Origin of the sequence: Pseudomonas sp. LS1212 (assembly GCF_024741815.1) — a bacterium.
GTDB lineage: Bacteria > Pseudomonadota > Gammaproteobacteria > Pseudomonadales > Pseudomonadaceae > Aquipseudomonas.
This window is the reverse complement of the sequence record NZ_CP102951.1, coordinates 1,183,501-1,209,902: the sequence shown is the minus strand read 5'-3', so window position 1 is coordinate 1,209,902 and position 26,402 is coordinate 1,183,501. Positions and strand designations below refer to the sequence as shown.

23 protein-coding genes are annotated in these 26,402 nt (G+C 61.1%); 8 read left to right on the top strand and 15 right to left on the bottom strand.

Annotation, left to right across the window (positions count from 1 at the left end; all coding sequences use genetic code 11):
- Positions 1-48: 48 nt before the first annotated feature.
- The 4 genes from NVV94_RS05565 to NVV94_RS05550 form a co-directional block, all read right to left on the bottom strand.
- Complete coding sequence (locus NVV94_RS05565) at positions 49-516, bottom strand: preQ0 transporter (protein ID WP_258446232.1); 468 nt, start codon at positions 514-516, stop codon at positions 49-51.
- Between the two features lie 70 nt (positions 517-586).
- The gene (locus tag NVV94_RS05560; protein WP_258446231.1) at positions 587-802 is read right to left on the bottom strand and encodes a DUF1289 domain-containing protein; all 216 of its coding nucleotides are present in this window, start codon (positions 800-802) and stop codon (positions 587-589) included.
- The gene (locus NVV94_RS05555; protein WP_258446230.1) at positions 799-1,323 is read right to left on the bottom strand and encodes a gamma carbonic anhydrase family protein; all 525 of its coding nucleotides are present in this window, start codon (positions 1,321-1,323) and stop codon (positions 799-801) included. The genes NVV94_RS05560 and NVV94_RS05555 overlap by 4 nt, the downstream gene beginning before the upstream one ends.
- 43 nt (positions 1,324-1,366) lie before the next feature.
- Positions 1,367-1,966, bottom strand: a complete 600-nt coding sequence (locus tag NVV94_RS05550; protein ID WP_258446229.1) for a CoA pyrophosphatase — start codon at positions 1,964-1,966, stop codon at positions 1,367-1,369.
- 132 nt (positions 1,967-2,098) lie between these two features.
- Between NVV94_RS05550 and NVV94_RS05545 the strand changes: the two genes are divergently transcribed.
- Positions 2,099-2,653: an NUDIX hydrolase gene (locus tag NVV94_RS05545; protein ID WP_258446228.1), complete on the top strand. Its 555-nt coding sequence runs from the start codon at positions 2,099-2,101 to the stop codon at positions 2,651-2,653.
- A gap of 57 nt (positions 2,654-2,710) precedes the next feature.
- Positions 2,711-3,232, top strand: coding sequence for a murein L,D-transpeptidase family protein (locus tag NVV94_RS05540; protein ID WP_258446227.1), 522 nt, complete (start codon positions 2,711-2,713; stop codon positions 3,230-3,232).
- 60 nt (positions 3,233-3,292) lie between these two features.
- Here the strand turns inward: NVV94_RS05540 and NVV94_RS05535 are convergent, their stop codons facing one another.
- Both NVV94_RS05535 and purL read right to left on the bottom strand, forming a co-directional pair.
- Positions 3,293-3,604, bottom strand: a complete 312-nt coding sequence (locus tag NVV94_RS05535) for a YqfO family protein (protein ID WP_258446226.1) — start codon at positions 3,602-3,604, stop codon at positions 3,293-3,295.
- A 2-nt stretch (positions 3,605-3,606) separates the two neighbouring features.
- A complete protein-coding gene (gene purL, locus NVV94_RS05530; protein ID WP_258446225.1) occupies positions 3,607-7,503 on the bottom strand; it encodes a phosphoribosylformylglycinamidine synthase in 3,897 nt (1,298 codons plus the stop codon).
- Between the two features lie 286 nt (positions 7,504-7,789).
- On the opposite strand from purL, the gene mltF reads away from it, so the two are divergent.
- Complete coding sequence (gene mltF, locus NVV94_RS05525; RefSeq protein ID WP_258446224.1) at positions 7,790-9,250, top strand: membrane-bound lytic murein transglycosylase MltF; 1,461 nt, start codon at positions 7,790-7,792, stop codon at positions 9,248-9,250.
- 132 nt (positions 9,251-9,382) lie between these two features.
- Here mltF and tadA read toward each other — a convergent pair whose 3' ends face one another.
- From tadA to NVV94_RS05495, 6 genes are all read right to left on the bottom strand, one after another.
- Positions 9,383-9,865, bottom strand: coding sequence for a tRNA adenosine(34) deaminase TadA (tadA, locus tag NVV94_RS05520; RefSeq protein WP_258446223.1), 483 nt, complete (start codon positions 9,863-9,865; stop codon positions 9,383-9,385).
- On the bottom strand, positions 9,865-11,241 hold the full coding sequence (locus tag NVV94_RS05515) for a multicopper oxidase family protein (protein ID WP_258446222.1): 1,377 nt from the start codon (positions 11,239-11,241) through the stop codon (positions 9,865-9,867). Before NVV94_RS05515 ends, tadA begins: the two co-directional genes overlap by 1 nt.
- A 163-nt stretch (positions 11,242-11,404) precedes the next feature.
- Complete coding sequence (locus NVV94_RS05510; protein WP_258446221.1) at positions 11,405-11,965, bottom strand: hypothetical protein; 561 nt, start codon at positions 11,963-11,965, stop codon at positions 11,405-11,407.
- A gap of 224 nt (positions 11,966-12,189) precedes the next feature.
- Positions 12,190-13,767: a glutamine-hydrolyzing GMP synthase gene (gene guaA, locus NVV94_RS05505; protein WP_258446220.1), complete on the bottom strand. Its 1,578-nt coding sequence runs from the start codon at positions 13,765-13,767 to the stop codon at positions 12,190-12,192.
- Between the two features lie 81 nt (positions 13,768-13,848).
- Positions 13,849-15,318, bottom strand: coding sequence for an IMP dehydrogenase (gene guaB / locus NVV94_RS05500; protein WP_258446219.1), 1,470 nt, complete (start codon positions 15,316-15,318; stop codon positions 13,849-13,851).
- Between the two features lie 85 nt (positions 15,319-15,403).
- Entirely contained in the window at positions 15,404-15,961 is a 558-nt protein-coding gene (locus NVV94_RS05495; protein WP_258446218.1) for a sugar ABC transporter ATPase, read from the bottom strand.
- Between the two features lie 252 nt (positions 15,962-16,213).
- Here NVV94_RS05495 and xseA point away from each other — a divergent pair, with 252 nt between their 5' ends.
- From xseA to tnpC, 5 genes are all read left to right on the top strand, one after another.
- Positions 16,214-17,593, top strand: coding sequence for an exodeoxyribonuclease VII large subunit (xseA, locus tag NVV94_RS05490; RefSeq protein WP_258446217.1), 1,380 nt, complete (start codon positions 16,214-16,216; stop codon positions 17,591-17,593).
- Positions 17,594-17,596: 3 nt separating this feature from the next.
- Entirely contained in the window at positions 17,597-18,424 is an 828-nt protein-coding gene (locus NVV94_RS05485) for a peptidoglycan DD-metalloendopeptidase family protein (RefSeq protein ID WP_258446216.1), read from the top strand.
- Between the two features lie 426 nt (positions 18,425-18,850).
- Entirely contained in the window at positions 18,851-20,521 is a 1,671-nt protein-coding gene (gene leuA, locus NVV94_RS05480) for a 2-isopropylmalate synthase (protein ID WP_258446215.1), read from the top strand.
- Positions 20,522-20,628: 107 nt separating this feature from the next.
- A complete protein-coding gene (gene tnpB / locus NVV94_RS05475; RefSeq protein WP_258443363.1) occupies positions 20,629-20,988 on the top strand; it encodes an IS66 family insertion sequence element accessory protein TnpB in 360 nt (119 codons plus the stop codon).
- An 18-nt stretch (positions 20,989-21,006) separates the two neighbouring features.
- Positions 21,007-22,551: an IS66 family transposase gene (gene tnpC / locus NVV94_RS05470; protein WP_258443364.1), complete on the top strand. Its 1,545-nt coding sequence runs from the start codon at positions 21,007-21,009 to the stop codon at positions 22,549-22,551.
- A 207-nt stretch (positions 22,552-22,758) separates the two neighbouring features.
- Here the strand turns inward: tnpC and NVV94_RS05465 are convergent, their stop codons facing one another.
- The 3 genes from NVV94_RS05465 to der form a co-directional block, all read right to left on the bottom strand.
- Positions 22,759-23,550, bottom strand: coding sequence for an amidohydrolase (locus NVV94_RS05465; RefSeq protein ID WP_258446214.1), 792 nt, complete (start codon positions 23,548-23,550; stop codon positions 22,759-22,761).
- Positions 23,538-24,686 (bottom strand): pyridoxal phosphate-dependent aminotransferase, encoded by a 1,149-nt coding sequence (locus NVV94_RS05460; RefSeq protein WP_258447625.1) that lies wholly within the window; start codon positions 24,684-24,686, stop codon positions 23,538-23,540. The genes NVV94_RS05465 and NVV94_RS05460 overlap by 13 nt, the downstream gene beginning before the upstream one ends.
- A 226-nt stretch (positions 24,687-24,912) precedes the next feature.
- Positions 24,913-26,376, bottom strand: coding sequence for a ribosome biogenesis GTPase Der (gene der / locus NVV94_RS05455; protein WP_258446213.1), 1,464 nt, complete (start codon positions 26,374-26,376; stop codon positions 24,913-24,915).
- Positions 26,377-26,402: the final 26 nt, after the last annotated feature.

Genomic DNA, 26,402 nt, shown 5'->3' with positions numbered 1-26,402 from the left:
CAACCCCACTGAAAAAGGACCATTTTACATGAACCTGCCCTGGCGGCTTCAGCTGGCCAGAGCGTTTTTCCGTGCGCGCCAGGCCATGGCCAGCCAGACACAGGTAACGCCGGCGAACTTCGAGGCCAGGGCTGTGATGACCACGCCTGGCGTGAGGGCGTCGATCATGCCGAAAAAAATGAAGGTATCGAGCGGGATGCTGAGCGCCGAGCTGATCCACAGGCGATCATGCAGCGGCCTGCGGGTAACCGTGAAGACCAGCCAGTCGATGCCTTCGGACACCGCGAAAGCAGTGGCGCTGGCCAGGGCGATGGTCGGGTCGGAGGTAACGTAGGACAACACCAGCGCTGCCAGCATCGCGACAATGGCGCCATGACCGAAACGCAGCTGGACCATGTCGCGCAGGACAAACACCAACCCGCCCCAGGCGGACCAGATGATGTCCAGGTGCGGCGCACTGGAGAAGGCGTAGTTGATCAGCACTACGCTGCTGATATAGGCAAGCAGAAAGACCATGCATGCGCCGGGTATCAGAAAATGAGCGGCACAGGGTACTTCAGCAAGCCCTGCACGGCCAAGCGCCGGGTCAGGGGCCCGGTGGCGAACCGGTCTCCCAGAGCAGGCCGCTGGCGCGCGCGCGCTCGTGGCACAAACGCAGCACCTCACGCCGCTCGGTATTGTCCATGCGGCTCCAGCGGGTGATTTCTGCGCACGTGCGCTGGCAACCGACGCAGATGTCATCGTCATCCAGCGCACACACATTGATACAAGGCGAAGGCACCGGCCGTTCAGTGGTCATCATTCGTCCTGCGGCGCCAGTTTGCGCGCATAGCGCCTGGCGTTGTGCACATAGTGGGCGGCACTGGCCTCGAGCATTTTTTTCTGCGCCTCGGTCAGTTCACGCACGATCTTGCCCGGCGAGCCCATGACCAGAGACCCGTCCGGAATCTCCTTGCCTTCCCCGATCAGCGCGTTGGCGCCGATGATGCAGTGCTTGCCGATCCGCGCGCCATTGAGAATGACGGCATTGATGCCGATGAGGCTGTAATCGTCTACCGTACAGCCATGCAGCATGGCGTTATGCCCTATGGTCACACCCTTGCCGATGGTCAATGGCGAGCCCATGTCGGTATGCATCACGGTCCCGTCCTGGACATTGCTGTCCGGGCCAATGTCGATCAGTTCATTGTCACCGCGCAGCACGGCGCCGAACCAGACGCTGGCACCGGCCTGCAGACGTACTTTGCCGATCAGGCTGGCGGTGGGCGCTGCCCAGCTTTCAGGATGGGTTTCGACCCGAGAGTCACCCAGACGGTACTTCATGCTTGATTCCTCAACGCTCAGGCAGTGGCGGCTGACAGCCCGCTCAGATATTGGTGAAGCGTTCGGGTGGCTGATGCAGGCGAATATCGGCATCGTAAAGCAGATTGACCAGCTCGACGATCATGATCGCCGACAACCCCCAGATCTTGTAGTCGCCGTAACGGTAACTGGGCACGTACCAACTGCGCCCCTGGTAATCGATACGGTGGGTGTGTTCACGTGGGTCCTGGCGGAAAAACTCCAGTGGCACGGTGAACACCGCGGCAATTTCGGCATCGTTGGCCCGGTATTGGACGAAATCGGGAATCAGCCCGACAAAAGGCGTGACCTTCAACCCATGCAGGGAAATCAACGGGCTCAAGGGGCCGACGATTTCCACCAGCCCCGGCGCCAGGCCGATTTCCTCCTCGGCTTCACGCAAGGCGGTATAGATCAGGTCGGGGTCCTCGGGGTCGCGCCGACCGCCGGGAAAGGCAACCTCGCCGCCATGGGTCGAAAGCCCCTTGGCACGCAAGGTCAGGACGAGCTCGGGATCTTCGCTGCGGGTTATCGGCAATAGCACGGCGGCCTCGGGAAAACGCAGGTCCGTCTCCAGGGTGCGCGGCGTATGGCTGCTTACACGGCGAAGTAGCTCGTCCAGCATGGTTACTCTCGAATCGTTGCCTACCCCGCATCATGCACCAAAGCTGCGCCCTGCCCAACCCCCTGCGTCAATCCTGCTTGCCGGGCAGAGGCTGTACGCGCCAAGATAGGCACAGCCATCAGGAATCCCAGCATGAAATTCTGCAGCCAGTGCGGCAACCCGGTGATCCAGTGCATCCCCGAAGGCGACAATCGCCTGCGGTATGTCTGCAACCACTGCACCCTCGTTCATTATCAAAACCCGAACATCGTTGCTGGCTGCCTGCCATTATGGGGCGACAAGGTGTTATTATGCCGCCGCGCCATCGAACCACGACGTGGTTTCTGGACCCTGCCCGCCGGTTTCATGGAGAATGGCGAAACCCTCGAGGAAGCGGCCCGTCGGGAAACCGATGAAGAAGCCTGCGCCCGTCTGGGCGACATGCACCTGTACACCCTCTTCGACCTGCCGCACATCAATCAGGTGCATGTTTTCTTCCGCGCCGAACTCGCCGATCCGAACTTCGCCATCGGCGTGGAGAGCCTGGAAGTGAAACTCTTCGATGAAAGCGAGATTCCGTGGTCGGAGCTGGCTTTCCGGACGGTTGGGCGTACCTTAGAATGTTATTACAGCGACCGGCGCGAACAGCACTACCCGGTTCGCAACGAATTTTTGCCGCCACTGCTCGCCCAGTTGCCAAAGGCCTGACTTCAACCTACAGCACCGGCGCAAGCAGCGTGCATCACCTCCAGGGATACCGTTTCAATGCGTTGGCTGCTCGCTTTTTTCTGCCTCTTTATCGCCTCGACGGCTTCGGCGTCTTTCACCGAGACCATCGTGACCAGACCTGTCATCCAGCAACCCCTCATCGAAAAAGTGCTGGTGCTCAAGTCCAGTCGACAGTTGCAGTTGATCAGCGATGGCAAACCGATCAAGGAATATCGAATCTCCCTGGGCAAGCGACCCAAGGGCGCCAAGCTGTACGAGGGTGACAAACGCACACCCGAAGGCCTCTATTGGCTGGACTGGCGCAAGGTCAGCGATCGCTTCAACCTGGCCATGCACATCTCCTACCCCAATATCAGCGATGCCGCGCGCGCCCGCCGTGAAGGGGTCGAGCCTGGCGGCATGATCATGATCCACGGTACTCCGATCGACGACGAATACCCGGAAGAGGTCTTCCATACCCTGGACTGGACCGAAGGCTGTATCGCCATGACCAACGCAGACATGCGAGAAGTCTGGAGCATGGTCCAGGACGGCACGATGATTGAAATTCGCCCCTGAGGCATATACCCGCAACAAAAAAAGGCGCCCTTCACAGGCGCCTTTTTTGTAGGTGTTGCATCAGATATCCAGCAATTGCCAGACCTCATAGGCTGGCGTTTCGTACGGATGGCTCTGCTTGAGCGCCAACACTACCGCTTCGATCAAGGGATCTTCGACAACAAGCTCAACCTTCCACTCTTGCACCTGTTCGACCACGCCAGTCTGCCCGAGGAACGGCTGACTGCCGTCCAGCGGGCGAAACTGACCCTGGCCCAACACCTGCCATGAACAACTGTCATAGGCACCGATTCGCCCCCCTCCGGCGGCGAACACGGCACTTTTGACAGCCTCGACATGGCTTGGCGGCACGAAGAAGCTGAGCTTGTACACCCTTAGTTAACCCAGACGCGGGCGTTACGGAACATACGCATCCACGCCGCGTCTTCGTTCCAGTCGTCCGGACGCCAGGAGTTCTGCACGCCACGGAAGACCCGCTCAGGGTGCGGCATCATGATGGTGACGCGACCGTCGCGGCTGGTGAGGCCGGTGATCCCGCGCGGCGAGCCGTTCGGGTTGGCCGGGTAAGTCTCGGTGACCTTGCCGTGGTTGTCGACGAAACGCAGGGCCACGCAACCGGACAAATCGGCTTCGAGCAGAGCCTCTTCGCTTTGGAACTCGGCATGACCTTCACCGTGGGCGATTGCGATCGGCATGCGCGAACCAGCCATGCCCTGCAGGAAGATCGAGTTGGACTCCTGCACCTGCACCATCGCCACCCGCGCTTCGAACTGCTCGGAGCGGTTGCGTACGAAGTGCGGCCAGAACTCGCTGCCCGGAATCAGCTCGTGCAGGTTCGAGAGCATCTGGCAACCGTTGCACACACCCAGGGTGAAGCTGTCGTTGCGCTCGAAGAAGCCCTGGAAGGCATCCCGTGCACGGCTGTTGAACAGCGCCGACTTGGCCCAGCCTTCACCGGCGCCCAGTACGTCACCGTAGGAGAAACCACCGCAGGCAACCATGCCCTTGAAGTCGTTCAGGTCGACGCGACCGGCGAGGATATCGCTCATGTGCACGTCGATGGCGTTGAAGCCGGCGCGGTCGAAGGCCGCGGCCATTTCCACCTGACCGTTGACGCCCTGCTCGCGCAGTACCGCCACCTGAGGACGCACGCCCTTCTTGATGTACGGCGCACTGATGTCCTGGTTGACATCGAAGCCGAGCTTGACGCTCAGGCCCGGGTTGTCTTCTTCCAGCAGCGCGTCGAATTCCTGCTCGGCGCATACGACGTTGTCGCGCAGGCGCTGGATCTGGTAGCTGGTCTCGGCCCACTGACGCTGCAGCAGACGACGCTGGCCTTCGAACACGGTTTCACCGTTGAAGCTGATGGTCACTTCGCCGTTGTTGATCGGCTGACCGATCACCGCCACGCAGTCGCCCAGGCCGGCAGCGCTGAACTGGGCGAGCACATCGGGAGTCGCGCCCTGGCGAACCTGGATGACCGCACCCAGCTCTTCGTTGAACAGGATCGCGGCGATATCGGCCGAGGTTTCCGCCAGGCCGTCGAGGTTCAGGTCCAGACCGCAGTGGCCGGCGAAGGCCATTTCCACGGTGCTGACCAGCAGACCACCGTCGGAACGGTCATGGTAAGCCAGCAGGTGACCGTCGGCATTGAGGCCCTGGATCACCGCGAAGAAGGCTTTCAGATCTTCCGGATCGTCGACGTCCGGTGCCTGCTTGCCGAGCTTGCCGTGCACCTGCGCGAGGATCGAGGCACCCATGCGGTTCTGGCCACGACCCAGATCGATCAGGATCAGGTCGGTCTCGCCCTTGTCCATGCGCAGCTCTGGGGTCAGGGTCTTGCGAATGTCGACCACGGGGGCGAAGCCCGTCACGATCAGCGACAGCGGCGAGGTCACGCTCTTCTCCGCGCCCTCTTCACTCCAGCGGGTTTTCATGGACATGGAGTCCTTGCCCACCGGAATGGTGATGCCCAGCTCAGGGCACAGATCCATGCCGACAGCCTTGACGGTGTCGTACAGGCGCGCATCTTCACCCGGGTGACCGGCTGCGGACATCCAGTTGGCCGACAGTTTGATGTCGGAGATCTTGCCAATGCTCGAGGCCGCGATGTTGGTCAGGGTCTCGCCGATCGCCATGCGACCGGACGCAGGCGCATCCAGCAGTGCCAGCGGAGTGCGCTCGCCCATGGCCATGGCTTCGCCGGTGTAGACGTCGAAGCTGGTCGCCGTCACGGCGACGTCGGCCACCGGGACCTGCCACGGACCAACCATCTGATCGCGTGCGACCAGGCCGGTAATGGTGCGGTCGCCGATGGTGATCAGGAAGCTCTTGCTGGCCACGGCCGGGTGGTGCAGCACGCGCTCGATGGACTCGGTGAGGTCCAGGGCGCTCGGGTCGAAGTCATCGCCCAGCTCCGCTTCGCGAACGGCCGAACGGTGCATGCGCGGGGCCTTGCCCAGCAGCACTTCGAGCGGCATGTCCACCGGGCTGTTGCCGAAGTGGCTGTCGGTCACGGTCAGTTGCGGTTCGGCAGTGGCCTCACCGACCACCGCGAACGGGCAACGCTCGCGCTCGCAGATGGCCTGGAAGCGCTCGAAGTCGGCGGCATCGACGGCCAGGACATAACGTTCCTGGGATTCGTTGCTCCAGATTTCCAGCGGGGCCATGCCCGGCTCGTCGTTCGGCACGTTACGCAGTTCGAAGCGACCACCACGGCCGCCATCGTTGACCAGTTCCGGGAAGGCGTTGGACAAGCCGCCCGCGCCAACGTCGTGGATGAAGCTGATCGGGTTCTTGTCACCCAGCTGCCAGCAGCGGTCGATCACTTCCTGACAACGGCGTTCCATTTCCGGGTTTTCGCGCTGCACCGAGGCGAAATCCAGGTCGGCGGAGCTGGTACCGGTCGCCATCGAAGAGGCGGCACCGCCACCCAGACCGATGAGCATGGCCGGGCCACCGAGCACGATCAGCTTGGAGCCGACGGTGATCTCGCCCTTCTGCACGTGTTCGGCGCGGATGTTGCCCATGCCGCCGGCGAGCATGATCGGCTTGTGGTAGCCACGCACTTCGTCACCGTGCGGAGTGCTGATCGATTGCTCAAAGGTACGGAAGTAGCCAGTCAGGGCCGGACGACCGAATTCGTTGTTGAACGCGGCGCCACCCAGTGGGCCGTCGATCATGATGTCCAGCGCGGTAACGATGCGCTCGGGCTTGCCGTATGGCACTTCCCACGGCTGTTCGAAACCGGGGATCTGCAGGTTGGACACGGTGAAACCGGTGAGGCCGGCCTTTGGCTTGGCGCCACGGCCCGTCGCACCTTCATCGCGAATCTCGCCACCGGAACCGGTGGAGGCGCCCGGGAACGGGGCGATCGCGGTCGGGTGGTTGTGGGTCTCGACCTTCATCAGGATGTGCACCGGCTCCTGTACCGCGCCGTACTGGCGGGTATCAGGGTTCGGATAGAAACGACCGGCGACGGAGCCTACGATGACCGCGGCGTTGTCCTTATAAGCTGAAAGAACGCCTTCGTTGTGCATCTGGAAGGTGTTCTTGATCATGCCGAACAGGCTTTTTTCCTGGCTCTGGCCGTCGATATCCCAGCTGGCATTGAAGATCTTGTGGCGGCAGTGCTCGGAGTTCGCCTGGGCGAACATCATCAGTTCGATGTCGTGCGGGTTGCGCTTGAGACCCTGGAAGCTGGTGACCAGGTAATCGATCTCGTCTTCGGCCAAGGCCAGGCCCAGCTCGACGTTGGCACGTTCCAGTGCGGCGCGGCCACCACCGAGAACATCGATAGACGTCAGCGGCTTGGGCTCGGCGTGGCTGAACAGGCCGGCAGCCTCTTCCAGCCTGTTGAGCACGACCTGGGTCATGCGGTCGTGCAGCACGTCGGCGATGATCGCTGCATCGGCCTCGCTGAACTGACCGCTGACATAGAACGCGATACCACGTTCCAGGCGCTGTATCTCGCTCAGGCCGCAGTTGTGGGCAATATCACTGGCCTTGCTCGACCAGGGCGAGATAGTGCCGAAACGCGGCATGACCAGGAACAGTCGGCCGGCAGGTTCTTGAACCGGCACGCTTGGGCCGTACTTCAGAAGGCGGGCCAGCACCTGCTGTTGTTCAGCGGTCAGGACGCCGGAAACGTCGGCGAAGTGAGCAAATTCGGCATACAAGCCACTAACAGCGGGGACTTTCTGGCTCAGTTGCTCGAGTAATTTACCGTGGCGAAAGGCAGAAAGGGCAGGAGCGCCGCGCAGGATCAACATCGTCGGGACAGCCTCAGGAAGGGGTGTGCTTAGAGGCCGTGCATTCTAGCCTAAACCGCAGGCTACGGCACCCGAAACGGCATGCAATGCAATGGCCGAACGTCGGCAGACTTCGCAAACACCGAAATCTCCCTTTAGGGATACGTCCTTGGCCAGTTTTTTTACGCAGCCAAACCACGGCGCAGCACGTCTACCTTCAGTGTAGGCTTTCTCCTACACAGCACTAACAGACAAGCCACCCGCTGTCGAGATATGGCGCAAGTGGTCCTTTGCGTATACTGCACCTATGTTTGCCCAGACTGCATTGCGCCAGCGTTGCGCCAGATGGCTCATCGCAACCGGACTCTTCCTGATGCTTGGTGCCTGTGTTGATAAACCCAGCACACTCGAGCGAGTAAAGGAAGATGGCGTCCTGCGCGTCATAACCCGCAACAGCCCAGCCACCTATTTTCAGGATCGCAACGGCGAAACCGGTTTCGAATATGAGCTGGTCAAGCGTTTCGCCGATGACCTCGGGGTTGAGCTGAAGATCGAAACCGCCGACAACCTCGACGAAATTTTCGCAGGCCTGGGCAAGCCATCTGGCCCGGTACTGGCGGCCGCGGGCCTGGTCAGCAGCGAAAAACGCAAGCTCGATGCGCGGTTCTCCCATCCGTACCTGGAAGTCACGCCGCAAATCATCTACCGCAATGGCCAATCGCGCCCCACCGACGCGAAGAACCTGGTCGGCAAACGCATCATGGTGCTTCAGGGCAGCACCCACGCCGAACAACTGGCGGAGCTAAAGAAGCAATATCCCGCACTGAATTACGATGAATCCGACGCCGTTGAGGTCGTCGACCTGCTGCGCATGGTCGATGAGGGGCAAATTGACCTGACCCTGGTCGACTCCAATGAAGTGGCCATGAACCAGGTCTACTTCCCCAACGTGCGGGTCGCCTTCGACCTGGGCGATGCCCGCGACCAGCGCTGGGCCGTCGCCGTCGGGGACGACAACAGCCTGCTCAACGAGATCAACAGCTTCCTCGACAAAGTCCGCAAGAACGGCACCCTGCAACGACTCAAGGATCGCTACTACGGCCACGTCGATGTGCTTGGCTATGTGGGCGCCTACACCTTCGCCAAGCACCTGCAGCAACGCCTGCCCCGCTACGAAAAGCACTTCCAGGCCTCGGCCAAGCAAGAGCAGGTCGATTGGCGCCTGCTGGCGGCGATCGGCTACCAGGAATCCCTGTGGCAGCCGAGCGTCACCTCCAAGACCGGCGTACGCGGGCTGATGATGCTGACCCAGCGCACCGCACAGGCCATGGGCGTGTCCAACCGCCTGGATGCCAAACAGAGCATCAGGGGCGGCGCCAAGTATTTCATGTATGTGAAAAGCCAACTGGACGACAAGATCAAGGAACCTGACCGCACCTGGTTCGCCCTGGCGGCCTACAACGTCGGCGGCGGTCATCTGGATGACGCGCGCAAGCTGGCCAAGCAGGAAGGCCTGAACCCGAACAAGTGGCTGGATGTGAAGAAGATGCTGCCGCGCCTGTCACAGAAGCAGTGGTACAGGAAGACTCGCTATGGCTATGCCCGAGGCGGCGAGCCAGTGCATTTCGTTGCCAACATCCGCCGCTACTACGACATCCTCACCTGGGTGACCCAGCCGCAGCTTGAAGGCAGCCAGGTGGCGGACAGTAATCTGCATGTGCCGGGCGTGGACAAGACCAAGCCGACCGAAGAAACCCCGCAGTTGTAATTAAATCTGCGAGCGCTTCGCACCCGATCGCGGGCAAGCCCGCTCCCACATTCAGAGCGGTGTGCAGGAATTAACGGGGCGGCACACTCTTTTGTGGGAGCTGGCTTGCCAGCGATAAGGTCCGAAGGACCTTCACGCCTTCGCCCGCCGCGCCTTGAAGAACTCACTCAGAATCGACCCGCACTCCTCGGCCAATACCCCGCCCTCCACCAGCACCCGATGGTTGAGAAATCCCTGGGTAAAGAACTGCCCCTGGCTCTGCACCACCCCGGCCTTGGGCTCCAGCGCGCCATAGACCACCCGCGCAATACGCGAGTGAACGATCAACCCCGCGCACATGCTGCAGGGCTCCAGCGTCACATACAGCGTACTGCCCGGCAGGCGGTAGTTGCTCGCCGTCTGGGCGGCGGCGCGGATCGCGACCATTTCTGCATGAGCGCTGGGGTCGCTGCCACTGATGGGGCAGTTGAAACCGCGACCGATGATTTGGCCGTGCTGCACCAGCACCGCGCCGACCGGCACTTCGCCCATGGCCGCGCCCTGGGCCGCCAGGGCCAGCGCCTCGCGCATGTAGTGCTGGTCGTTACTGCGATCAATGATCTGTGGCTGACGCATCAAGCTACCTCAATGGCCGCCATCAGGCCGGTTTCCATATGATCGATGACATGGCAATGGAACATCCATACGCCCGGGTTATCCGCCACCAGCGCTACCTGGGCGCGTTCGTTCTTGCCCAGCAGATAGGTGTCGGTGAAGTAGGGCTCGATCTTGCGGCGATTGGAAGCAATCACCTTGAAACTCATGCCGTGCAAATGGATCGGGTGCTGGTACTGGGTCATGTTCTTCAATTCGAAAATATAACTTTTACCCTTTTTCAACGTCGCGATCGGGCGGTCAGCACACGTCTTGTCGGTAATGTCCCAAGCCCTGCCATTGATCTGCCAGAGACTCGGCGGCCTGCCGTTTTCCACATCCACGGAGACCGAACCGACCCATTCGAAGTTGAAATTGAGCTTTTCGGCGTTGCCCAGGTCCGGTTCTGCCACCGGATTGGCCGGCAAGGCAGGCGGCCAATCGCCCGGTGCCTGCGTGCTGGCCACAGAGCGCAATGTGCCGAGCCTTACCGGACCATCGCGCAAGGAAATCTCTTCGCCTGCGGGCGGCACCTTGATCGCCAGGCAAATACGCATGCCAGGCCCGAGCCAGTAATCCTTGCCCATGGGCCGCGGCTCGATCGGATTGCCGTCGAGGGCATAGATCCGCGTTTCGGCGTTGCCACGCAGGTTGATGCGGTAGGTCAGAGTATTGTCAAGGTTGAGCAGGCGCACGCGAACGATCTGCCCGGCCGGCAAATCGATCGTGGCCCCCGGCACGCCATTGATGCTCGACAGTCGCCCGGCCGTGCCGCCGCGTGCCGCCTCGCGCGGGATGCTGAAGGGCAGGAAGGCGCCCTCCTCGTCCACATGCCAGCTTTTAAGGCTCAAGGTGCGCTCGTGCAGGAAACCGGTGGGCTCGCGCTCTTCGACGATCAACGGCCCGACCAGCCCCCGGCCCAGCTCTTCGCTGCTGCTGACATGCGGGTGGTACCAGTAGCTGCCGGCATCCGGCACGCGGAACTTGTAATCGAAGAACTCGCCCGGCATGACCGGAAGTTGCGAAACATAGGGCACGCCATCCATCTCCAGCGGCAGGCGGATGCCATGCCAGTGGATGGTGGTCGCCACCGGTAGCTGGTTGATAAAGCGCACCCGCAGCCACTCGCCCTGGCGCACCCGCAATTCCTTGCCCGGCGCCGAACCGCCAAAGGCCCATGCCGGAGTCATCTGCCCCGGCACCAGCTCTACATCCAAAGGTGCTGCGATCAGTTCGTAATCGTGACCAGCCTGAGACTCCGTCCTCCCCAACCAGTAGCGCGTAGTTCCGCCCGCACCCAGGCCAACCACCACAAGACCGGCCAGACCACCGAGAATTTGTCGACGGGTAAAGGACATGAACTCAACTACCTCATAAAACCAGAACAGGTCTGACCCGCTGGCCAGCCCTCCCCCACGCAGGGGTTCGAAGGGCAAATACGATACACCCGCATTTGAGAAATAATAAGTCTTGATGCGCATCACATTGACGCGCAAGGATCTGACGGGCGATCGGCGACAACTATCCTGACACCGAGGGCTCCTTCTCGCCCACAGAGTACACCGTACTGACGACTGCAAGCGCCACGGCACAAGCCAGCAACGAGAACACAGCGAATGCCCCCATCACGTAGAGATAAGGCAGCACATGATTCCACGCTCGAGCCACGCCCAGGAAAGCGGCAAATAGCCAGCCGCTCATGGAGAGTGCCCCCAAGAGTGCAAGGCGGCTGCGCAACAAGACGAAGGGAGCCTTTTGCAGCAGCGGGAAACCGATTCGATGCAACAACGCACCGTTCAGGCTAAGCAGCGCGACTACGGTCACTTTGGCCCAGAGCTTCTGATTGAGCAGATACGTGACCCCCTCATCGAGGTAACCCTGGAGCACCAACAGCAGGCCACTTCCCCAAAGGGCTAGCAGCGCGAGGGTGACTATCTTCTGAGTTTCCTCGAGATACTCACGCCGGGCCTGATCCAGCGCTTCCTTGCGCCAGCTCCAAAGTTTGTGATCGGCCTGCAGCACTCGTCCCAGTGCAATACAAGTGGCGAGCAGATGGCCGTATACGAGTAGCATTTTAAGCATTGCCTTGACCTTATTTTTATTTGGGCAATGCTCTCCCTGCGCCCTTAAATTGAAACTTAATGATACAGATTTTCATTTGCATCTACAAGATCCAAGCTCGACTGCATATCCGTGATCAGCTTCATTAGCGCATAAAAAAAGGCGCCAACGTTTCCGTTGGCGCCATCTATGCTTGGGGTCTTATGGTTGACCAGGCGCCTGGCAGGCCAGGCGCCGAGAGAGGATCACTCCCACTCGATGGTCGCTGGTGGCTTGCTCGACACGTCGTAGGTGACGCGGGAAATGCCTTCGATCTCGTTGATGATCCGGCCGCTGACGGTTTCCAGCAGCTCGTAAGGCAGGTGCGCCCAACGGGCGGTCATGAAGTCGATGGTTTCTACCGCGCGCAGAGCCACGACCCAGGCGTAGCGACGGCCATCACCGACCACGCCGACCGATTTCACCGGTTGGAACACCACGAACGCCTGGCTGACCTTGTGGTACCAGTCGGCCTTGCGCAGTTCTTCGATGAAGATGTGGTCGGCACGACGCAGCAGGTCGGCGTATTCCTTCTTCACTTCACCGAGGATCCGCACACCCAGGCCCGGGCCCGGGAACGGGTGACGGTAGACCATGTCGTACGGCAGGCCGAGTTCCAGGCCCAGACGGCGGACTTCGTCCTTGAACAGTTCGCGCAGGGGCTCGACCAGCTTGAGGTTCATTTCTTCCGGCAGGCCACCGACGTTGTGGTGCGACTTGATCACGTGGGCCTTGCCGCTCTTGGCGCCAGCCGACTCGATCACGTCCGGGTAGATAGTGCCCTGAGCCAGGTACTTGATGTTGTGCAACTTGCAGGACTCGGCATCGAACACGTCGATGAAGGTGCGGCCGATGATCTTGCGCTTCTTCTCCGGATCGGCTTCGCCGGCCAGGTTGTTCAGGAACTGCTCTTCGGCGTTGGCACGGATCACCTTGACGCCCATGTTCTCGGCGAACATGGCCATCACTTGCTCGCCTTCGTGCAGACGCAGCAGGCCGTTGTCGACGAAGACGCAGGTCAGCTGATCGCCGATGGCCTTGTGCAGCAAGGCTGCAACCACCGAGGAATCGACGCCGCCGGACAGACCCAGCAGGACGTTGTCGGTCCCGACCTGGGCGCGAATATGGGCAATCGCGTCGTCAGCGATGTGCGACGGGGTCCACAGGGCTTCGCAGCAGCAGATGTCGAGGATGAAGCGCGAGAGGATGCGACCGCCCTGCTTGGTGTGGGTCACTTCCGGGTGGAACTGCACGCCGTAGTAGCCACGAGCATCGTCGGCCATGCCGGCAATCGGGCAGCTCGGGGTGCTGGCCAGGATGTGGAAACCTTCTGGAATCTCGGTGACCTTGTCACCGTGGCTCATCCAGACGTCCAGGCCGAAGACGCCATCGTCATCGATGTGGTCTTCGATGCCTTCGAGGACGCGGCTCTTGCCGACCACATCGACGCGGGCGTAACCGAACTCGCGCAGCTCGGAACCTTCGACGCGGCCACCCAGCTGCTCGGCCATGGTCTGCATGCCGTAGCAGATACCGAAGACCGGTACGCCCAGGTCCCACACCGCTTGCGGGGCGCGCGGGCTGTCGGCTACGTGCACGGATTCCGGGCCGCCGGCGAGGATGATCCCGCGCGGGTTGAATTGGCGAATCGCTTCATCGTCCATGTCGAACGGGTGCAGTTCGCAGTACACGCCGATTTCGCGCACGCGGCGGGCGATCAGCTGGGTGTACTGGGAACCGAAGTCGAGGATCAGGATACGGTGGGCGTGAATGTCGAGGGCCATGACTCATTCTCGTCAGTGGTAATCAGAAACGACACGGGGCTGTCGAAAACAGCCCCGGTTACTTTAGCTTTGCTGCCTGAATCAACCTACGCGGTAGTTTGGCGCTTCCTTGGTGATCTGCACGTCGTGGACGTGGGATTCAGCCATGCCGGCACCGGTGATGCGGACGAATTCAGGCTTGGTGCGCATTTCTTCGATATCGGCGCTGCCGGTATAACCCATCGAGGAACGCAGGCCACCCATCAGTTGGTGGATGATCGCGGCCAGAGAGCCCTTGTACGGCACACGGCCTTCGATACCTTCGGGAACAAGCTTCTCGGCGCCTGCCGAAGAGTCCTGGAAGTAACGGTCCGAAGAACCCTGGGCCTGGGACATTGCACCCAGCGAGCCCATGCCGCGATAGGCCTTGTAGGAGCGACCCTGGAACAGTTCGATTTCGCCCGGCGCTTCTTCGGTACCGGCGAACATCGAGCCTATCATCACGCAGGAGGCACCGGCCACGATGGCCTTGGACAGGTCACCGGAGAAGCGGATGCCGCCGTCGGCGATCAACGGGATGCCGGTGCCTTCAAGGGCGGCGGCAACGTTGGCGATGGCGCTGATTTGCGGTACGCCGACACCGGCGACGATACGGGTGGTGCAGATCGAGCCAGGGCCGATACCGACCTTGACCGCATCGGCGCCCGCTTCGGCCAGCGCCTTGGCGGCAGCGCCGGTGGCGATGTTGCCGCCGATGACCTGCACTTCAGGGAAGTTCTCTTTAACCCAGCGAACGCGATCGATCACGCCCTTAGAGTGGCCGTGGGCGGTATCGACGACAACCACGTCGACGCCAGCAGCCACCAGTGCGGAAACACGCTCGCCGGTGTCTTTACCGGTACCGACCGCAGCGCCGACACGCAGACGACCCTGGTCATCCTTGCTGGCCAGCGGGTAGGCCTTGGCTTTTTCGATGTCCTTGACGGTCATCATGCCCTTGAGCGCGAACTTGCCGTCGACGATCAGGACTTTTTCCAGGCGGTGCTTGTGCAGCAGCTCGCGCACTTCGTTCTTGTTGGCGCCTTCGCGTACGGTGACCAGGCGCTCTTTAGGCGTCATCACTTCGCGAACGGTGGCATCCAGACGGTTTTCAAAGCGCACGTCACGGGACGTCACGATGCCGACCAGGTCGCCATCATGCAGCACCGGAACACCGGAAATGTTGTGTTGACGGGTCAGTTCGAACAGATCGCGCACCGTGGCATCGGCCTCGATGGTGATCGGGTCCTTGACCACGCCGGCTTCGAACTTCTTGACCTTGCGCACTTCGGCAGCTTGCTGCTCGACGGTCATGTTCTTGTGAATAATGCCGATGCCGCCTTCCTGAGCCATGGCAATTGCCAGACGGGCTTCAGTTACGGTGTCCATTGCGGCGGAAACCAACGGAATATTCAGCTCGATGCCACGGGTCAAACGGGTCTTGAGACTGACTTCGTTAGGTAGAACCTCGGAATATCCGGGGACTAGGAGAATGTCGTCGAAGGTCAGGGCTTCTTGGCTGATACGCAGCATCGCGGGGGCTCCCGAGCGGGAAAAATGGAAGCGCGCCATTATACTCATACATAGCGGTCGGCTCAATGTAAAGATCGGTCAATCGTCACTTGCCTTGCAACTCGACCCTTACATTGGCTACCGGTTGGTCGAGCCAATCGGCGAATTCGTAGAGAAATTCCTGCTTGAACCCTGCCGGCGCCCAGTTATTGAAGATAAACCCCAGGTTGGAAAACCCGCAGGGCTGCAGGAATAGAAAGCCGTTGATGTCGTCTTCATGCCCGCACTCGGGGCAAGTGAAGTTATCGGTCTGACCCGGCATCCATTCTTCCAGGCTGTCGAACAGCGCTTCGCCGATTTCCCGGCGGCACTCCGGGCAGCCGGCCTCTTCGAGAAAGCCCTGCTGGGGAGTATAGATGCAGCGCTTGGTAACGACTTCCAGGCCGTTGATCGGCTGATCGAACGGGAGCAGATCCGGCTTGAGCACTACGTTGCGTGCACCCGGGGCGATGGCGTGGGCCATGCGGTTGCCGGTGCGGCCGCAGGTGGTCAGTTGCTCCTGAACGATGTCCTTGCGGACCAGCCAACGCAGGATCGCCCGCGCCCGTGGTTCGTGAACGGGCAAGGTGGAGATTTTCGGGACGATAATGCTTTGGGTGATCATGGAACGGGGCCTGGGGCATGCTTGATGTGGGCAGCTTAATCTCCTGTGGCTGGAGGTCAAGTGTTCGGCCGGGAGGGCCAATCGCGGGCAAGCCCGCTCCCACAGGGGCTCTGCATTGCCATTAAAAAGATGACCTGGCACAGATCCATTGTGGGAGCTGGCTTGCCAGCGATGAGGCCGGTAAAAGCTACTTCAATCCACCTGCCTCACCACAATGGAGATTCCCCCCTCAAAACCCTTATCATGCCCCCCATGATTAAAGATCCTTTCCAACGCCTCGGTCTCGACCGCGAAGTCCTCACCGTCAGCCAGCTCAACAACCGCGCCCGGGTCCTGCTCGAGGACGTGTTCAGCAGCATCTGGGTCGAGGGCGAGATTTCCAACCTGGCCCGCCCGGCCTCCGGCCATGTCTACTTCACCCTCAAGGACAGCGGCGCCCAGGTGCGCTGTGCCCTGTTCCGGCAGAACGCAGCGCGGGTACGCCAGGCGCTGAAGGATGGCCTGGCGGTGAAAGTGCGCGGCAAAGTCTCGCTGTTCGAGGGCCGCGGCGACTATCAACTGATTCTCGACACTGTCGAGCCGGCCGGCGACGGTGCCCTGCGCCTGGCCTTCGATGCCCTGAAGGAAAAGCTCGGCGCCGAAGGCCTGTTCAGTGCCGAGCGCAAGGTCCCGTTGCCGGCCCACCCGCAGCGTATCGGCATTGTCAGTTCTCCGACCGGGGCGGTCATCCGCGACATCATCAGCGTGTTCCGTCGGCGTGCGCCGCAGGTCGAACTGACGCTGATCCCGACCGCCGTCCAGGGCCGCGAGGCCATCGGGCAGATTGTCCGCGCCCTGAAACTGGCCGATGCGCACGGCTTCGACGCAATAATCCTGGCCCGTGGCGGCGGTTCGCTGGAAGACCTCTGGTGCTTCAACGAAGAAGCCGTGGCCCGTGCCGTGGATGCCTGCGTCACGCCGATCGTCAGTGCGGTCGGGCATGAAACCGACGTGTCGATCTGCGATTTCGTCGCCGACGTACGCGCGCCAACGCCTTCGGCTGCCGCCGAATTGCTGGCGCCGGACTCCAGCGACCTGCAACGGCGAATAGAAAGCCTGCAACGGCGCCTGTTGCTGCGCATGCAAAACCGCCTGATGCACGACCGCCTGCGCCTGGACGGCCTGGCCCGGCGCCTGCGCCATCCCGGCGAACGCTTGCGCCAGCAGGCCCAGCGCCTGGATGACCTGGACATGCGCCTGCGCCGCGCCTTCGAGCAACGGCTCAATACCCGTCGCGAACGCCTGGCCCGTCTCGATACCCGCCTGGCCGCACAGCATCCGGGGCGCACCCTGGCGCTGCTCAAACAGCGGATCGACACACTCGCCGAACGCCTGCCCCGGGCCATGCGCGAAAGCCTCAAGGCTCGCCGCCTGCAATTGCAGACCCAGGTCCAGACCCTACAAGTGGTCAGCCCGCTGGCGACTCTGGCTCGTGGCTACAGCATCCTGCTCGACGAGCGCGGCCAGGCCGTCCGCCGCGCCGACCAGACCCATACCGGCCAGCGCCTGACCGCGCGTCTCGGTGAAGGCGAGCTGCAGGTCCGCGTCGAAGACAACCACCTGACCCCGGTCACGCTTTCTTTACTGGACTGATCAATGCCGCATTTCTTTGCTCCGCTGGTGCTGCTGTGCCTGCTCTTTACTACCCAGGTCAATGCCAACAGTTACATCACCCGCATGCTCAACCAGCCCGTACCGGGCGGTGTCGCAGTGATCGACCTGGGCCCTGCAGAAAGCGCGCCACAAGCCCGCTTCGAGGGCAAACCGGTAATGGTGGTCAAGGAGCAGAACAACTGGCTGGCCATCGTCGGCCTGCCACTGACGCTCAAGCCTGGGCCTGCGCAACTCACCACCGGCACCCGCACCCTGAACTTCTCGGTGGGCATGAAGGCCTACCCGGAACAGCGCATCACCCTGAAAAACCAGCGCCAGGTCAACCCGAATCCAGCCGACCTGAAACGCTTCGACCGCGAACTGGCCGAACAACTGCAGGCCTACCGCAGCTTCAGCCCGGGCACCCCGAGCAACCTGTTGCTGGACAAACCGGTCAATGGCCCGCTTTCCAGCCGTTTCGGTGTACGCCGTTTCTTCAACGGTGAAGAACGCAATCCTCACGCAGGCCTGGACTTCGCCGTACCCGCCGGAACCCCAATCAAGACCCCAGCCGCCGGCAAGGTGATCCTCATCGGTGACTACTTCTTCAACGGCAACACCGTGTTCGTCGACCATGGCCAAGGCTTCATCAGCATGTTCTGCCATATGTCGAAGATTGATGTGAAGGTCGGCCAGGGCCTGGCTCGTGGCGGGGTCGTTGGTCGCGTGGGCTCGACCGGGAGGGCGACCGGGCCGCATATGCACTGGAATGTCAGCCTGAACGATGCGCGGGTGGATCCGGCGATTTTCATTGGCGCGTTCCAGCCGTAACTGACACACCTTATGTAGCCGCTGCCGCAGGCTGCGCTGAGGCCCGCAGGGGCTCCTCGCGACCTTGAGATTTTGCGACCGCTCCGCGCACGAGCGCAGCCTGGCGGCAGCGGCTACAAAGGATTGCGCACGCCTTGAAAGCATCGCAATCAAAAAATACTTTTCTTCATTACAACGCTATAAAAACTCGAAAAACCCACTGAAAAGAACATTTATCTCAATTTTTTTAACGTGCTTGCCATCTTTCACCCCAATCGTTAGGGTTGAAGACATGAAGACCTCTCACACCCTCATCCAGCTCCGCCAACACAGCAGCCTCTGCCTGGTCAGTGCCCGACTGCCAGGCTGAATCGCGTCGCCTCGCCTATTCATCTCTTGTTCTCTTGGCAGGCCCCTTTCAAGGCCGCACATTAAAGGATTGCTCCCATGACCATGCTCAAAGATCCATCGAAGAAGTACCGCGCGTTCCCGACCATCGATCTGCCTGACCGTACCTGGCCGTCCAAGGCCATTACCGTCGCGCCGATCTGGTGCAGCTCGGACCTGCGTGACGGCAACCAATCGCTGATCGAGCCCATGGATGCCGCCAAGAAGCTGCGCTTCTGGAAGACCCTGGTCAGTGTCGGCGTCAAGGAGATCGAAGCCTCCTTCCCGTCCGCCTCGCAGACCGACTTCGACTTCGTTCGCAGCTTGATCGAAGGTGGCCACATCCCGGACGACACCACCATCCAGGTGCTGACCCAGGCGCGTGAAGACCTGATCGCGCGGACGTTCGAATCCCTGCGCGGCGCGAAAAAGGCCATCGTGCACCTGTATAACGCGACCAGCCCCTCGTTCCGCCGTATTGTCTTCAACCAGGACAAGGAAGGCGTGAAAGAGATTGCCGTGAACGCCGCCAAGCTGTTCGTCAAATACGCCGCCCAGCAGCCGGAAACCCAGTGGACCTTCCAGTACTCGCCGGAAACCTTCAGCGCCACGGAGCTCGAGTTCGCCAAGGAAGTCTGCGATGCGGTGATCGAGGTCTGGAACCCGACGCCTGAACACAAGATCATTCTCAACCTGCCAGCCACCGTCGAAGTTTCGATGCCGAACGTCTACGCCGACCAGATCGAATGGTTCGGCCGCAATGTTTCTCGCCGCGACAGCGTGATCATCAGCCTGCACACCCACAACGACCGTGGCACCGGCGTTGCCGCCACCGAGCTGGGCCTGCTGGCCGGCGCCGACCGCGTCGAAGGCTGCCTGTTCGGCAACGGTGAGCGTACCGGTAACGTCGACCTGGTCACCCTGGCCCTGAACCTCTACACCCAAGGTGTCGACCCGGAGCTGGATTTCTCCGACATCGACGGCGTGCGCAAGGTGGTCGAAGAGTGCAACCAGATTCCGGTGCACCCGCGTCACCCGTATGTCGGCGACCTGGTTCACACTGCGTTCTCCGGCTCGCACCAGGACGCGATCCGCAAGGGCTTCGCCAAGCAGAAGGACGACGCCCTGTGGGAAGTCCCTTACCTGCCGATCGACCCGGCCGACATCGGCCGCAGCTACGAGGCGGTGATCCGCGTCAACAGCCAGTCCGGCAAGGGCGGTATTACTTACCTGCTCGAACAGGAATATGGCATCAGCCTGCCACGCCGCATGCAGATCGAGTTCAGCCAGGTAGTCCAGGGTGAAACCGACCGCCTGGGCCTGGAGATGACCGCACAGCAGATCCACAGCCTGCTCAACCGCGAATACCTGCAAGCCAACCTGCCCTACGCGCTGGTCAGCCACCGCCTGCAGGAAGAGAACGGCCACAGCAGCGTCGAAGTCGAAGTCAACAGCGACGGCGAAACCGTGCACTGGCGTGGCAAGGGCAATGGCGCCCTGGAAGCTCTGGTGGCTGGCCTGCCGATTGCCGTTGAGATCATGGACTACAACGAACACGCCATCGGTTCCGGGACCAACGCCAAAGCTGCGGCCTACATCGAGCTGCGCGTGGCCGGCGAGCGTCCGGTGCATGGCGTGGGCATCGATGAAAACATCACCACGGCCAGCTTCAAGGCACTGTTCAGTGCGCTGAACCGCTCGTTGAGCCAACAGGAAGCGAAGGCGGCTTAACAGTCGCCTGATGCAAAAAAACCGTAACCGCTCCATGAACTACACATTCAAAGCGTTCCCCTGACGCCGGATGCTGTGCTCCCGTTTTTCTCTGGAGCCCGCCCGCCATGATGCGACCCGACGCCAAAGTCGAAAAAGTCTATCTCTACCCCAAACCCGTGGACTTTCGAAAATCCATTGATGGCCTCGCCGCGCTGGTCGAGCTGGATATAAAAGTGGCGGTGTTCGATCCGGTGCTGTTTGTCTTCCTCAACAAATCCCGGAACCGCGTGAAGATCTTGTACTGGGAGCGCAACGGCTTCTGCCTTTGGCTCAAGCGGCTGGAGTCCGAGCGCTTTAAAGCATCACCCGATGTCAGCGATGAGGCGATTGTGCTGACGGTTCAGGAACTCAACTGGTTACTCGACGGTTTTGATCTTTGGCGTAACCGTCCTCATCAGGTTTTGACCCCGCGCTACGTCGCTTGACCCGGTATAATCCGGGCCATGATTTCCCTACCCGACGACCTTCCTGATGATCCTGTTTTGCTCAAGCAACTGCTGCTTGAGGCACTCAGCCGCCAGGAAGAAGTGGCCCAGGCTTATCAGACTCACATCGTCGACCTGAAGGAACAGATCAAGTTGCTGCGCGACCGCTTGTTCGGGCGCAAATCCGAACAGACCGTTGAGCCCAACACGCCGCAACTGGCGCTGTTCAACGAGCCGGAAAGCGAGCCGATGCCGCTCGTTGATGACCCTGACGAAGAAGCCGTTTCGCCGACGCCGCGCCGTGGCAAACGCAAGCCGTTGTCGGCTGATCTGCCGCGTATCGAAGTTATTCATGAACTGCCCGAACACGAACTGACCTGTGCCTGCGGTTGCCGCAAGCATGTGATCAGCGAAGACACCAGCGAACAGCTGGATATCGTGCCGATGCAGATCCGGGTCATCAAACATATCCGCAAGGTCTACGGTTGCCGTGGTTGCGAAACCGCACCGGTCACCGCCGACAAACCCGCTCAGTTGATCGAGAAGAGCATGGCCAGCCCGAGCGTGCTGGCCATGCTGCTGACCACCAAGTATGTCGACGGCTTGCCGCTGCATCGGTTTGAAACGGTGCTTAGCCGGCATGGCATTGATATCCCGCGCCAGACCCTGGCGCGCTGGGTGATCCAGTGCAGCGAACACTTCCAGCCGTTGCTGAACTTGATGCGCGACCGATTACTGGAAAGTCCGGTGATCCACTGCGATGAAACCCGCGTCCAGGTGTTGAAAGAGCCGGATCGAGATCCGACCAGCCAATCCTGGATGTGGGTACAAGCCAGCGGCCCGCCCGATCGAAAAGTGGTGTTGTTTGATTACACCTCCAGCCGTGCGCAGGACGTGCCGTTGCGTCTGCTGGAAAGTTATCGCGGCTATGTCATGACCGATGATTACGCCGGCTATAACGCCTTGGCGTTGCAACCGGGCGTCGAACGGTTGGCGTGCATGGCGCATGCGCGACGCAAGTTTGTGGACGCGCAAAAAGTGCAGCCCAAGGGCAAGACGGGACGTGCGGATATCGCACTGGCAATGATCAACAAACTGTACGGCATTGAGCGTGAACTTAAGGACGTCAGTGACGAACAGCGGTTTATCAGTCGCCAGGAAAAGAGCCTGCCGATCCTCGCCCAACTGAAAAGCTGGCTGGATAAAACCCATCCGCAGGTCACCGCACAAAGTGCGCTGGGCAAGGCCGTGCATTATCTGGCAAACAACTGGAGCCGACTGGAGCGCTATGTCGAGGCCGGTTATTTACCCATCGACAACAATGCGGCCGAAAGAGCAATCAAGCCGTTTGTCATCGGCCGCAAGGCTTGGCTGTTCAGCGATACGCCCAAGGGGGCCACGGCCAGTGCGCAGATCTATAGCCTGGTCGAAACCGCCAAGATCAACGGCCAGGAACCCTATACGTGGCTACGCCACGTACTGGAGCGGTTGCCGCATGCTTCGTCGGTCGAAGACTATGAAGCCTTGCTGCCGTGGAGTTGCTCGCCAGAGATGCCACGGTAAACCGTCGCCCCGTCTTGCGGTAGGTGGGGTTCATGGATCGCATACAAAAAACCGGCCTTTTGGCCGGTTTTTTTGTGGTTGGGTTTCGTGTTTGCAGGTTCGGCCTCATCGCGGGCAAGCCCGCTCCTACAGGGGATCTGTGGTGCGACACAAACCACTGTAGGAGCGGGCTCGCCCGCGATCGAGCGCACAGCGCTCGCAGAGAACTCAATGCAACTCAAAGGCATCCGCATCCAGGTTCGCCGGAAACCGCGTCCGATATGCCGCCAGCTCCGCCGAACTCAGGCTCACCTGGAACACCCCATCGGCCTCCCCGGCACTGAGCAGGCTTTCTCCCTGGAAGTCCAATACCTGGCTGTCGCCGGCATAGGCAAAGCCCTTGCCGTCGATCCCGACCCGGTTCACCGCTGCCACATAGCACAGGTTCTCGATGGCCCGCGCCGGCAGCAAGCGGTTCCAATGCATACGACGAGCACCCGGCCAGTTGGCGGTGTAGATCAGCAGGTCGGTGTCCTGGGCATCCCGGCTCCACACCGGAAAACGCAGGTCGTAGCAGATCAGCGGGCGGATCCGCCAGCCCTTGTGCTCGAACTGCACCTGACGCTCGCCCGGGGTGTAGTGCTTGTGCTCACCGGCCATGCGAAACAGATGGCGCTTGTCGTAATGCAGTAATTCACCATCGGGCCGCGCCCAGAGCAGGCGATTGCGGTGGCTGCCATCGGCGGCCTGGATGATGATGCTGCCGGTGACGACGGCGTCGAGCTTTTTGGCCTGGGCCCGCAGCCATTTGGAGGTCGGGCCGTTCTCCGGCTCTGCCAGGCTTTCAGACTCCATGGAAAAACCGGTGGTGAACATTTCCGGCAGGATAATCAGATCAGCCCCGCGAGCCTGCTCGATCAGCGGCTCGAAATGGTCGAGGTTGGTCAACCGGTCATGCCATGCCAGGGTGGTCTGGACCAGGGCCACGTTCAGGTTGGGCAAGCCACTCAAATCCCGCATAGTTTTTCCGCTGCCTGACGCAGCGTCTCCTCGCGTTTGGCGAAACACAGGCGCACCAGGCGCTGTTCGGCGACTGGTTGCTGATAAAAGACCGAAATCGGAATGGTCGCCACCCCGTGCTCGCGGGTCAGCCACAACGACATGTCGACGTCATTGAGGTCCGGGCGAATCGCCGAGTAATCGACCAGCTGGAAGTAGGTTCCGGGCACGCGGCTGAAGGTGAAGCGCGAAGGCACCAGCAGGTCGCAGAACAGGTCGCGCTTGGCCTGATAGAAGGCCGGCAACTCCTCGACATGCTCCGGGTGAGCCGCCATGAAGTCCGCCAATGCCCACTGCAGCGGCGTAACGCCACAGAAATTGACGTACTGGTGCACCTTGCGCAGTTCTGCGGTGAGGGCCGGCGGTGCGACGACATAGCCGGTTTTCCAGCCGGTGACATGGTAGGTCTTGCCGAACGAGCTCACCACGAAAGCACGCTGGTACAGCGCTTCATGGGCCAGCACGCTGACATGCGGCACGCCGTCGTAGACCAGGTGTTCGTAGACTTCGTCGCTGATCAGGTAGATATCGCGATCGGCGATCAGTTGCGCCAGCTGATCCAGCTCGGCACGGCTGATCAGCGCGCCGCTGGGGTTGTGCGGAGTGTTGAGGATGATCATGCGGGTGCGCGGGCTCAGCGCGTCTTCGAGCTTCTGCCAGTCGATGGCGAAGTCGTTGGCGCTCAATTGCACGTGCACGCAGCGACCGCCGGCCAGCTCCACCGAGGGCTCGTAGCTGTCGTAGGCCGGGTCGAAGACGATGACTTCATCGCCGGCATTGATCACCGCCTGAATGGCGCAGAAGATCGCCTCGGTCGCGCCCGGGGTGATAGTTACCTCGGTATCGACATTGACGCTTACACCATAGCTGCGGGCGATCTTAGCCGCGACCTGCTCGCGCAGGGCAGGCAAGCCGGCCATGGGTGAATACTGGTTGTGACCGGCGGCGATGTGTCGCCCGACCGCGTCACACAATGCCTGGGGCGCGGCGAAATCAGGAAAGCCCTGGGACAGATTTAGCGCACCGGTTTCATGGGCCAGCGCAGACATGCGGGTGAAAATGGTCGTGCCGACATTCGGCAACTTACTGCTGATCATGGGCCTTTCCCTGCTGAACACCCGGCTCACGGCGGCGCGGGTACCTTCGAGCATATCCCATTGAGCGGGCATGAAAAAGGCGCCATAGGCGCCCTTTGCGTGCTGGAAGGCCCTTTGGGCCTTATCGCGGGCAAGCCCGCTCCTACAGGGTTTTGCGAATTCTGTGGGAGCGGGCCGGGCGGCGTTCCGCTTGCCCGCGATCGATCGCGAAGCGGTCGCCATGGAATCAACGCTTGTCGCGGCGCTTCTTCTCGGCTTTCTTGTGGTGCGACATCAAGCGCCGCTTCTTGTTGACCTGACGGTCCGTCAGCGTGTTCTTGTTGCCTTCGTACGGGTTGTCGCCGCCCTTGAACTCGATGCGGATCGGCGTACCGACCAGCTTCAGCACGCGGCGGTACGTGTTTTCCAGGTAGCGGACGTAGGACTTCGGTACTTTCTCGACCTGGTTACCGTGGATCACGATCAGCGGCGGGTTGGCACCGCCCAGGTGAGCGTAACGCAGCTTGATCCGGCGGCTGTTGACCATCGGTGGCTGGTGCTCGCCGACTGCGTCTTCGAGGATCTGGGTCAGGCGGCTGGTTGGCCAGCGGGTGATCGCCGACTTGAACGAGGCCTGCACCGACTGGTACAGGTTGCCCACGCCGGTGCCGTGCAGCGCCGAAATGAAGTGAATGTCGGCGAAGTCGACGAAGAACAACCGGCGCTCCAGCTCGGTCTTGACGTAGTCACGCTCGCTTGGCTGCATCCCGTCCCATTTGTTCAGGGCGATGACGATGGCGCGACCGGTCTCCAGGGCGAAGCCCAGCAGGTTCAGGTCGTGATCGACCACCCCTTCACGGGCGTCCATGACGAAGATGACGACGTTGGCGTCCTTGATCGCCTGCAGGGTTTTGACCACCGAGAATTTTTCGACTTCCTCGTGGATCTTGCCGCGCTTGCGCACCCCGGCCGTGTCGATCAGGGTGTACTTCTCGTCGTTGCGTTCGAACGGGATGTAGATACTGTCGCGGGTCGTGCCGGGCTGGTCATAGACGATGACCCGGTCTTCACCGAGCATGCGGTTGACCAGGGTCGACTTGCCGACGTTCGGGCGACCGATGATGGCGATCTTGATGCCATCCTTCTCGCTTGGCCCCGGAATACGGACCGCTTCTTCGCCTTCGGCGACTTCAGCGTTGATGTCCTCTTCTTCGGTATCGCGAGGGAACTCGCTCAAGGCGGCTTCGAGCAGGGTGTTGACGCCACGCCCCTGGGCACCGGCAACGCCAATGGCGTGGCCCATGCCCAGCGGTGCGAATTCGGCGCGGGCCATCTCAGGATCGATGTTGTCGATCTTGTTGGCGACCAGCAGCGAGCGCTTGTTGCGCTTGCGCAGGTGCTCGGCAATCATCTGGTCGGCGGCGGTAAAACCGGCGCGGGCGTCAACCAGGAACAGCACGACATCGGCTTCTTCGATGGCCAGCAACGACTGCTCGGCCATCTTTTCGTCCATGCCGTGTTCATCACCGGAAATACCGCCGGTGTCGACCAGGATATAGGAGCGCCCTTGCCACTTTGCCTCACCGTATTGGCGATCACGGGTCAGACCAGACAGGTCGCCGACAATGGCGTCACGGCTTTTGGTCAGGCGGTTGAACATGGTGGACTTGCCGACGTTCGGTCGGCCCACCAGGGCGATTACGGGAACCATGCGGCTCTCCACTTCGTTATTTCAGA

What these genes read in the sequence shown, in the direction of transcription:
- NVV94_RS05565 (WP_258446232.1), bottom strand. Translation starts at nt 516, where the DNA reads ATGGTCTTTCTGCTTGCCTATATCAGCAGCGTAGTGCTGATCAACTAC.
- NVV94_RS05560 (WP_258446231.1), bottom strand. Translation starts at nt 802, where the DNA reads ATGATGACCACTGAACGGCCGGTGCCTTCGCCTTGTATCAATGTGTGT.
- NVV94_RS05555 (WP_258446230.1), bottom strand. Translation starts at nt 1,323, where the DNA reads ATGAAGTACCGTCTGGGTGACTCTCGGGTCGAAACCCATCCTGAAAGC.
- NVV94_RS05550 (WP_258446229.1), bottom strand. Translation starts at nt 1,966, where the DNA reads ATGCTGGACGAGCTACTTCGCCGTGTAAGCAGCCATACGCCGCGCACC.
- NVV94_RS05545 (WP_258446228.1), top strand. Translation starts at nt 2,099, where the DNA reads ATGAAATTCTGCAGCCAGTGCGGCAACCCGGTGATCCAGTGCATCCCC.
- NVV94_RS05540 (WP_258446227.1), top strand. Translation starts at nt 2,711, where the DNA reads ATGCGTTGGCTGCTCGCTTTTTTCTGCCTCTTTATCGCCTCGACGGCT.
- purL (WP_258446225.1), bottom strand. Translation starts at nt 7,503, where the DNA reads ATGTTGATCCTGCGCGGCGCTCCTGCCCTTTCTGCCTTTCGCCACGGT.
- mltF (WP_258446224.1), top strand. Translation starts at nt 7,790, where the DNA reads ATGTTTGCCCAGACTGCATTGCGCCAGCGTTGCGCCAGATGGCTCATC.
- tadA (WP_258446223.1), bottom strand. Translation starts at nt 9,865, where the DNA reads ATGCGTCAGCCACAGATCATTGATCGCAGTAACGACCAGCACTACATG.
- NVV94_RS05515 (WP_258446222.1), bottom strand. Translation starts at nt 11,241, where the DNA reads ATGTCCTTTACCCGTCGACAAATTCTCGGTGGTCTGGCCGGTCTTGTG.
- NVV94_RS05510 (WP_258446221.1), bottom strand. Translation starts at nt 11,965, where the DNA reads ATGCTTAAAATGCTACTCGTATACGGCCATCTGCTCGCCACTTGTATT.
- guaA (WP_258446220.1), bottom strand. Translation starts at nt 13,767, where the DNA reads ATGGCCCTCGACATTCACGCCCACCGTATCCTGATCCTCGACTTCGGT.
- guaB (WP_258446219.1), bottom strand. Translation starts at nt 15,318, where the DNA reads ATGCTGCGTATCAGCCAAGAAGCCCTGACCTTCGACGACATTCTCCTA.
- NVV94_RS05495 (WP_258446218.1), bottom strand. Translation starts at nt 15,961, where the DNA reads ATGATCACCCAAAGCATTATCGTCCCGAAAATCTCCACCTTGCCCGTT.
- xseA (WP_258446217.1), top strand. Translation starts at nt 16,214, where the DNA reads ATGATTAAAGATCCTTTCCAACGCCTCGGTCTCGACCGCGAAGTCCTC.
- NVV94_RS05485 (WP_258446216.1), top strand. Translation starts at nt 17,597, where the DNA reads ATGCCGCATTTCTTTGCTCCGCTGGTGCTGCTGTGCCTGCTCTTTACT.
- leuA (WP_258446215.1), top strand. Translation starts at nt 18,851, where the DNA reads ATGACCATGCTCAAAGATCCATCGAAGAAGTACCGCGCGTTCCCGACC.
- tnpB (WP_258443363.1), top strand. Translation starts at nt 20,629, where the DNA reads ATGATGCGACCCGACGCCAAAGTCGAAAAAGTCTATCTCTACCCCAAA.
- tnpC (WP_258443364.1), top strand. Translation starts at nt 21,007, where the DNA reads ATGATTTCCCTACCCGACGACCTTCCTGATGATCCTGTTTTGCTCAAG.
- NVV94_RS05465 (WP_258446214.1), bottom strand. Translation starts at nt 23,550, where the DNA reads ATGCGGGATTTGAGTGGCTTGCCCAACCTGAACGTGGCCCTGGTCCAG.
- NVV94_RS05460 (WP_258447625.1), bottom strand. Translation starts at nt 24,686, where the DNA reads ATGATCAGCAGTAAGTTGCCGAATGTCGGCACGACCATTTTCACCCGC.
- der (WP_258446213.1), bottom strand. Translation starts at nt 26,376, where the DNA reads ATGGTTCCCGTAATCGCCCTGGTGGGCCGACCGAACGTCGGCAAGTCC.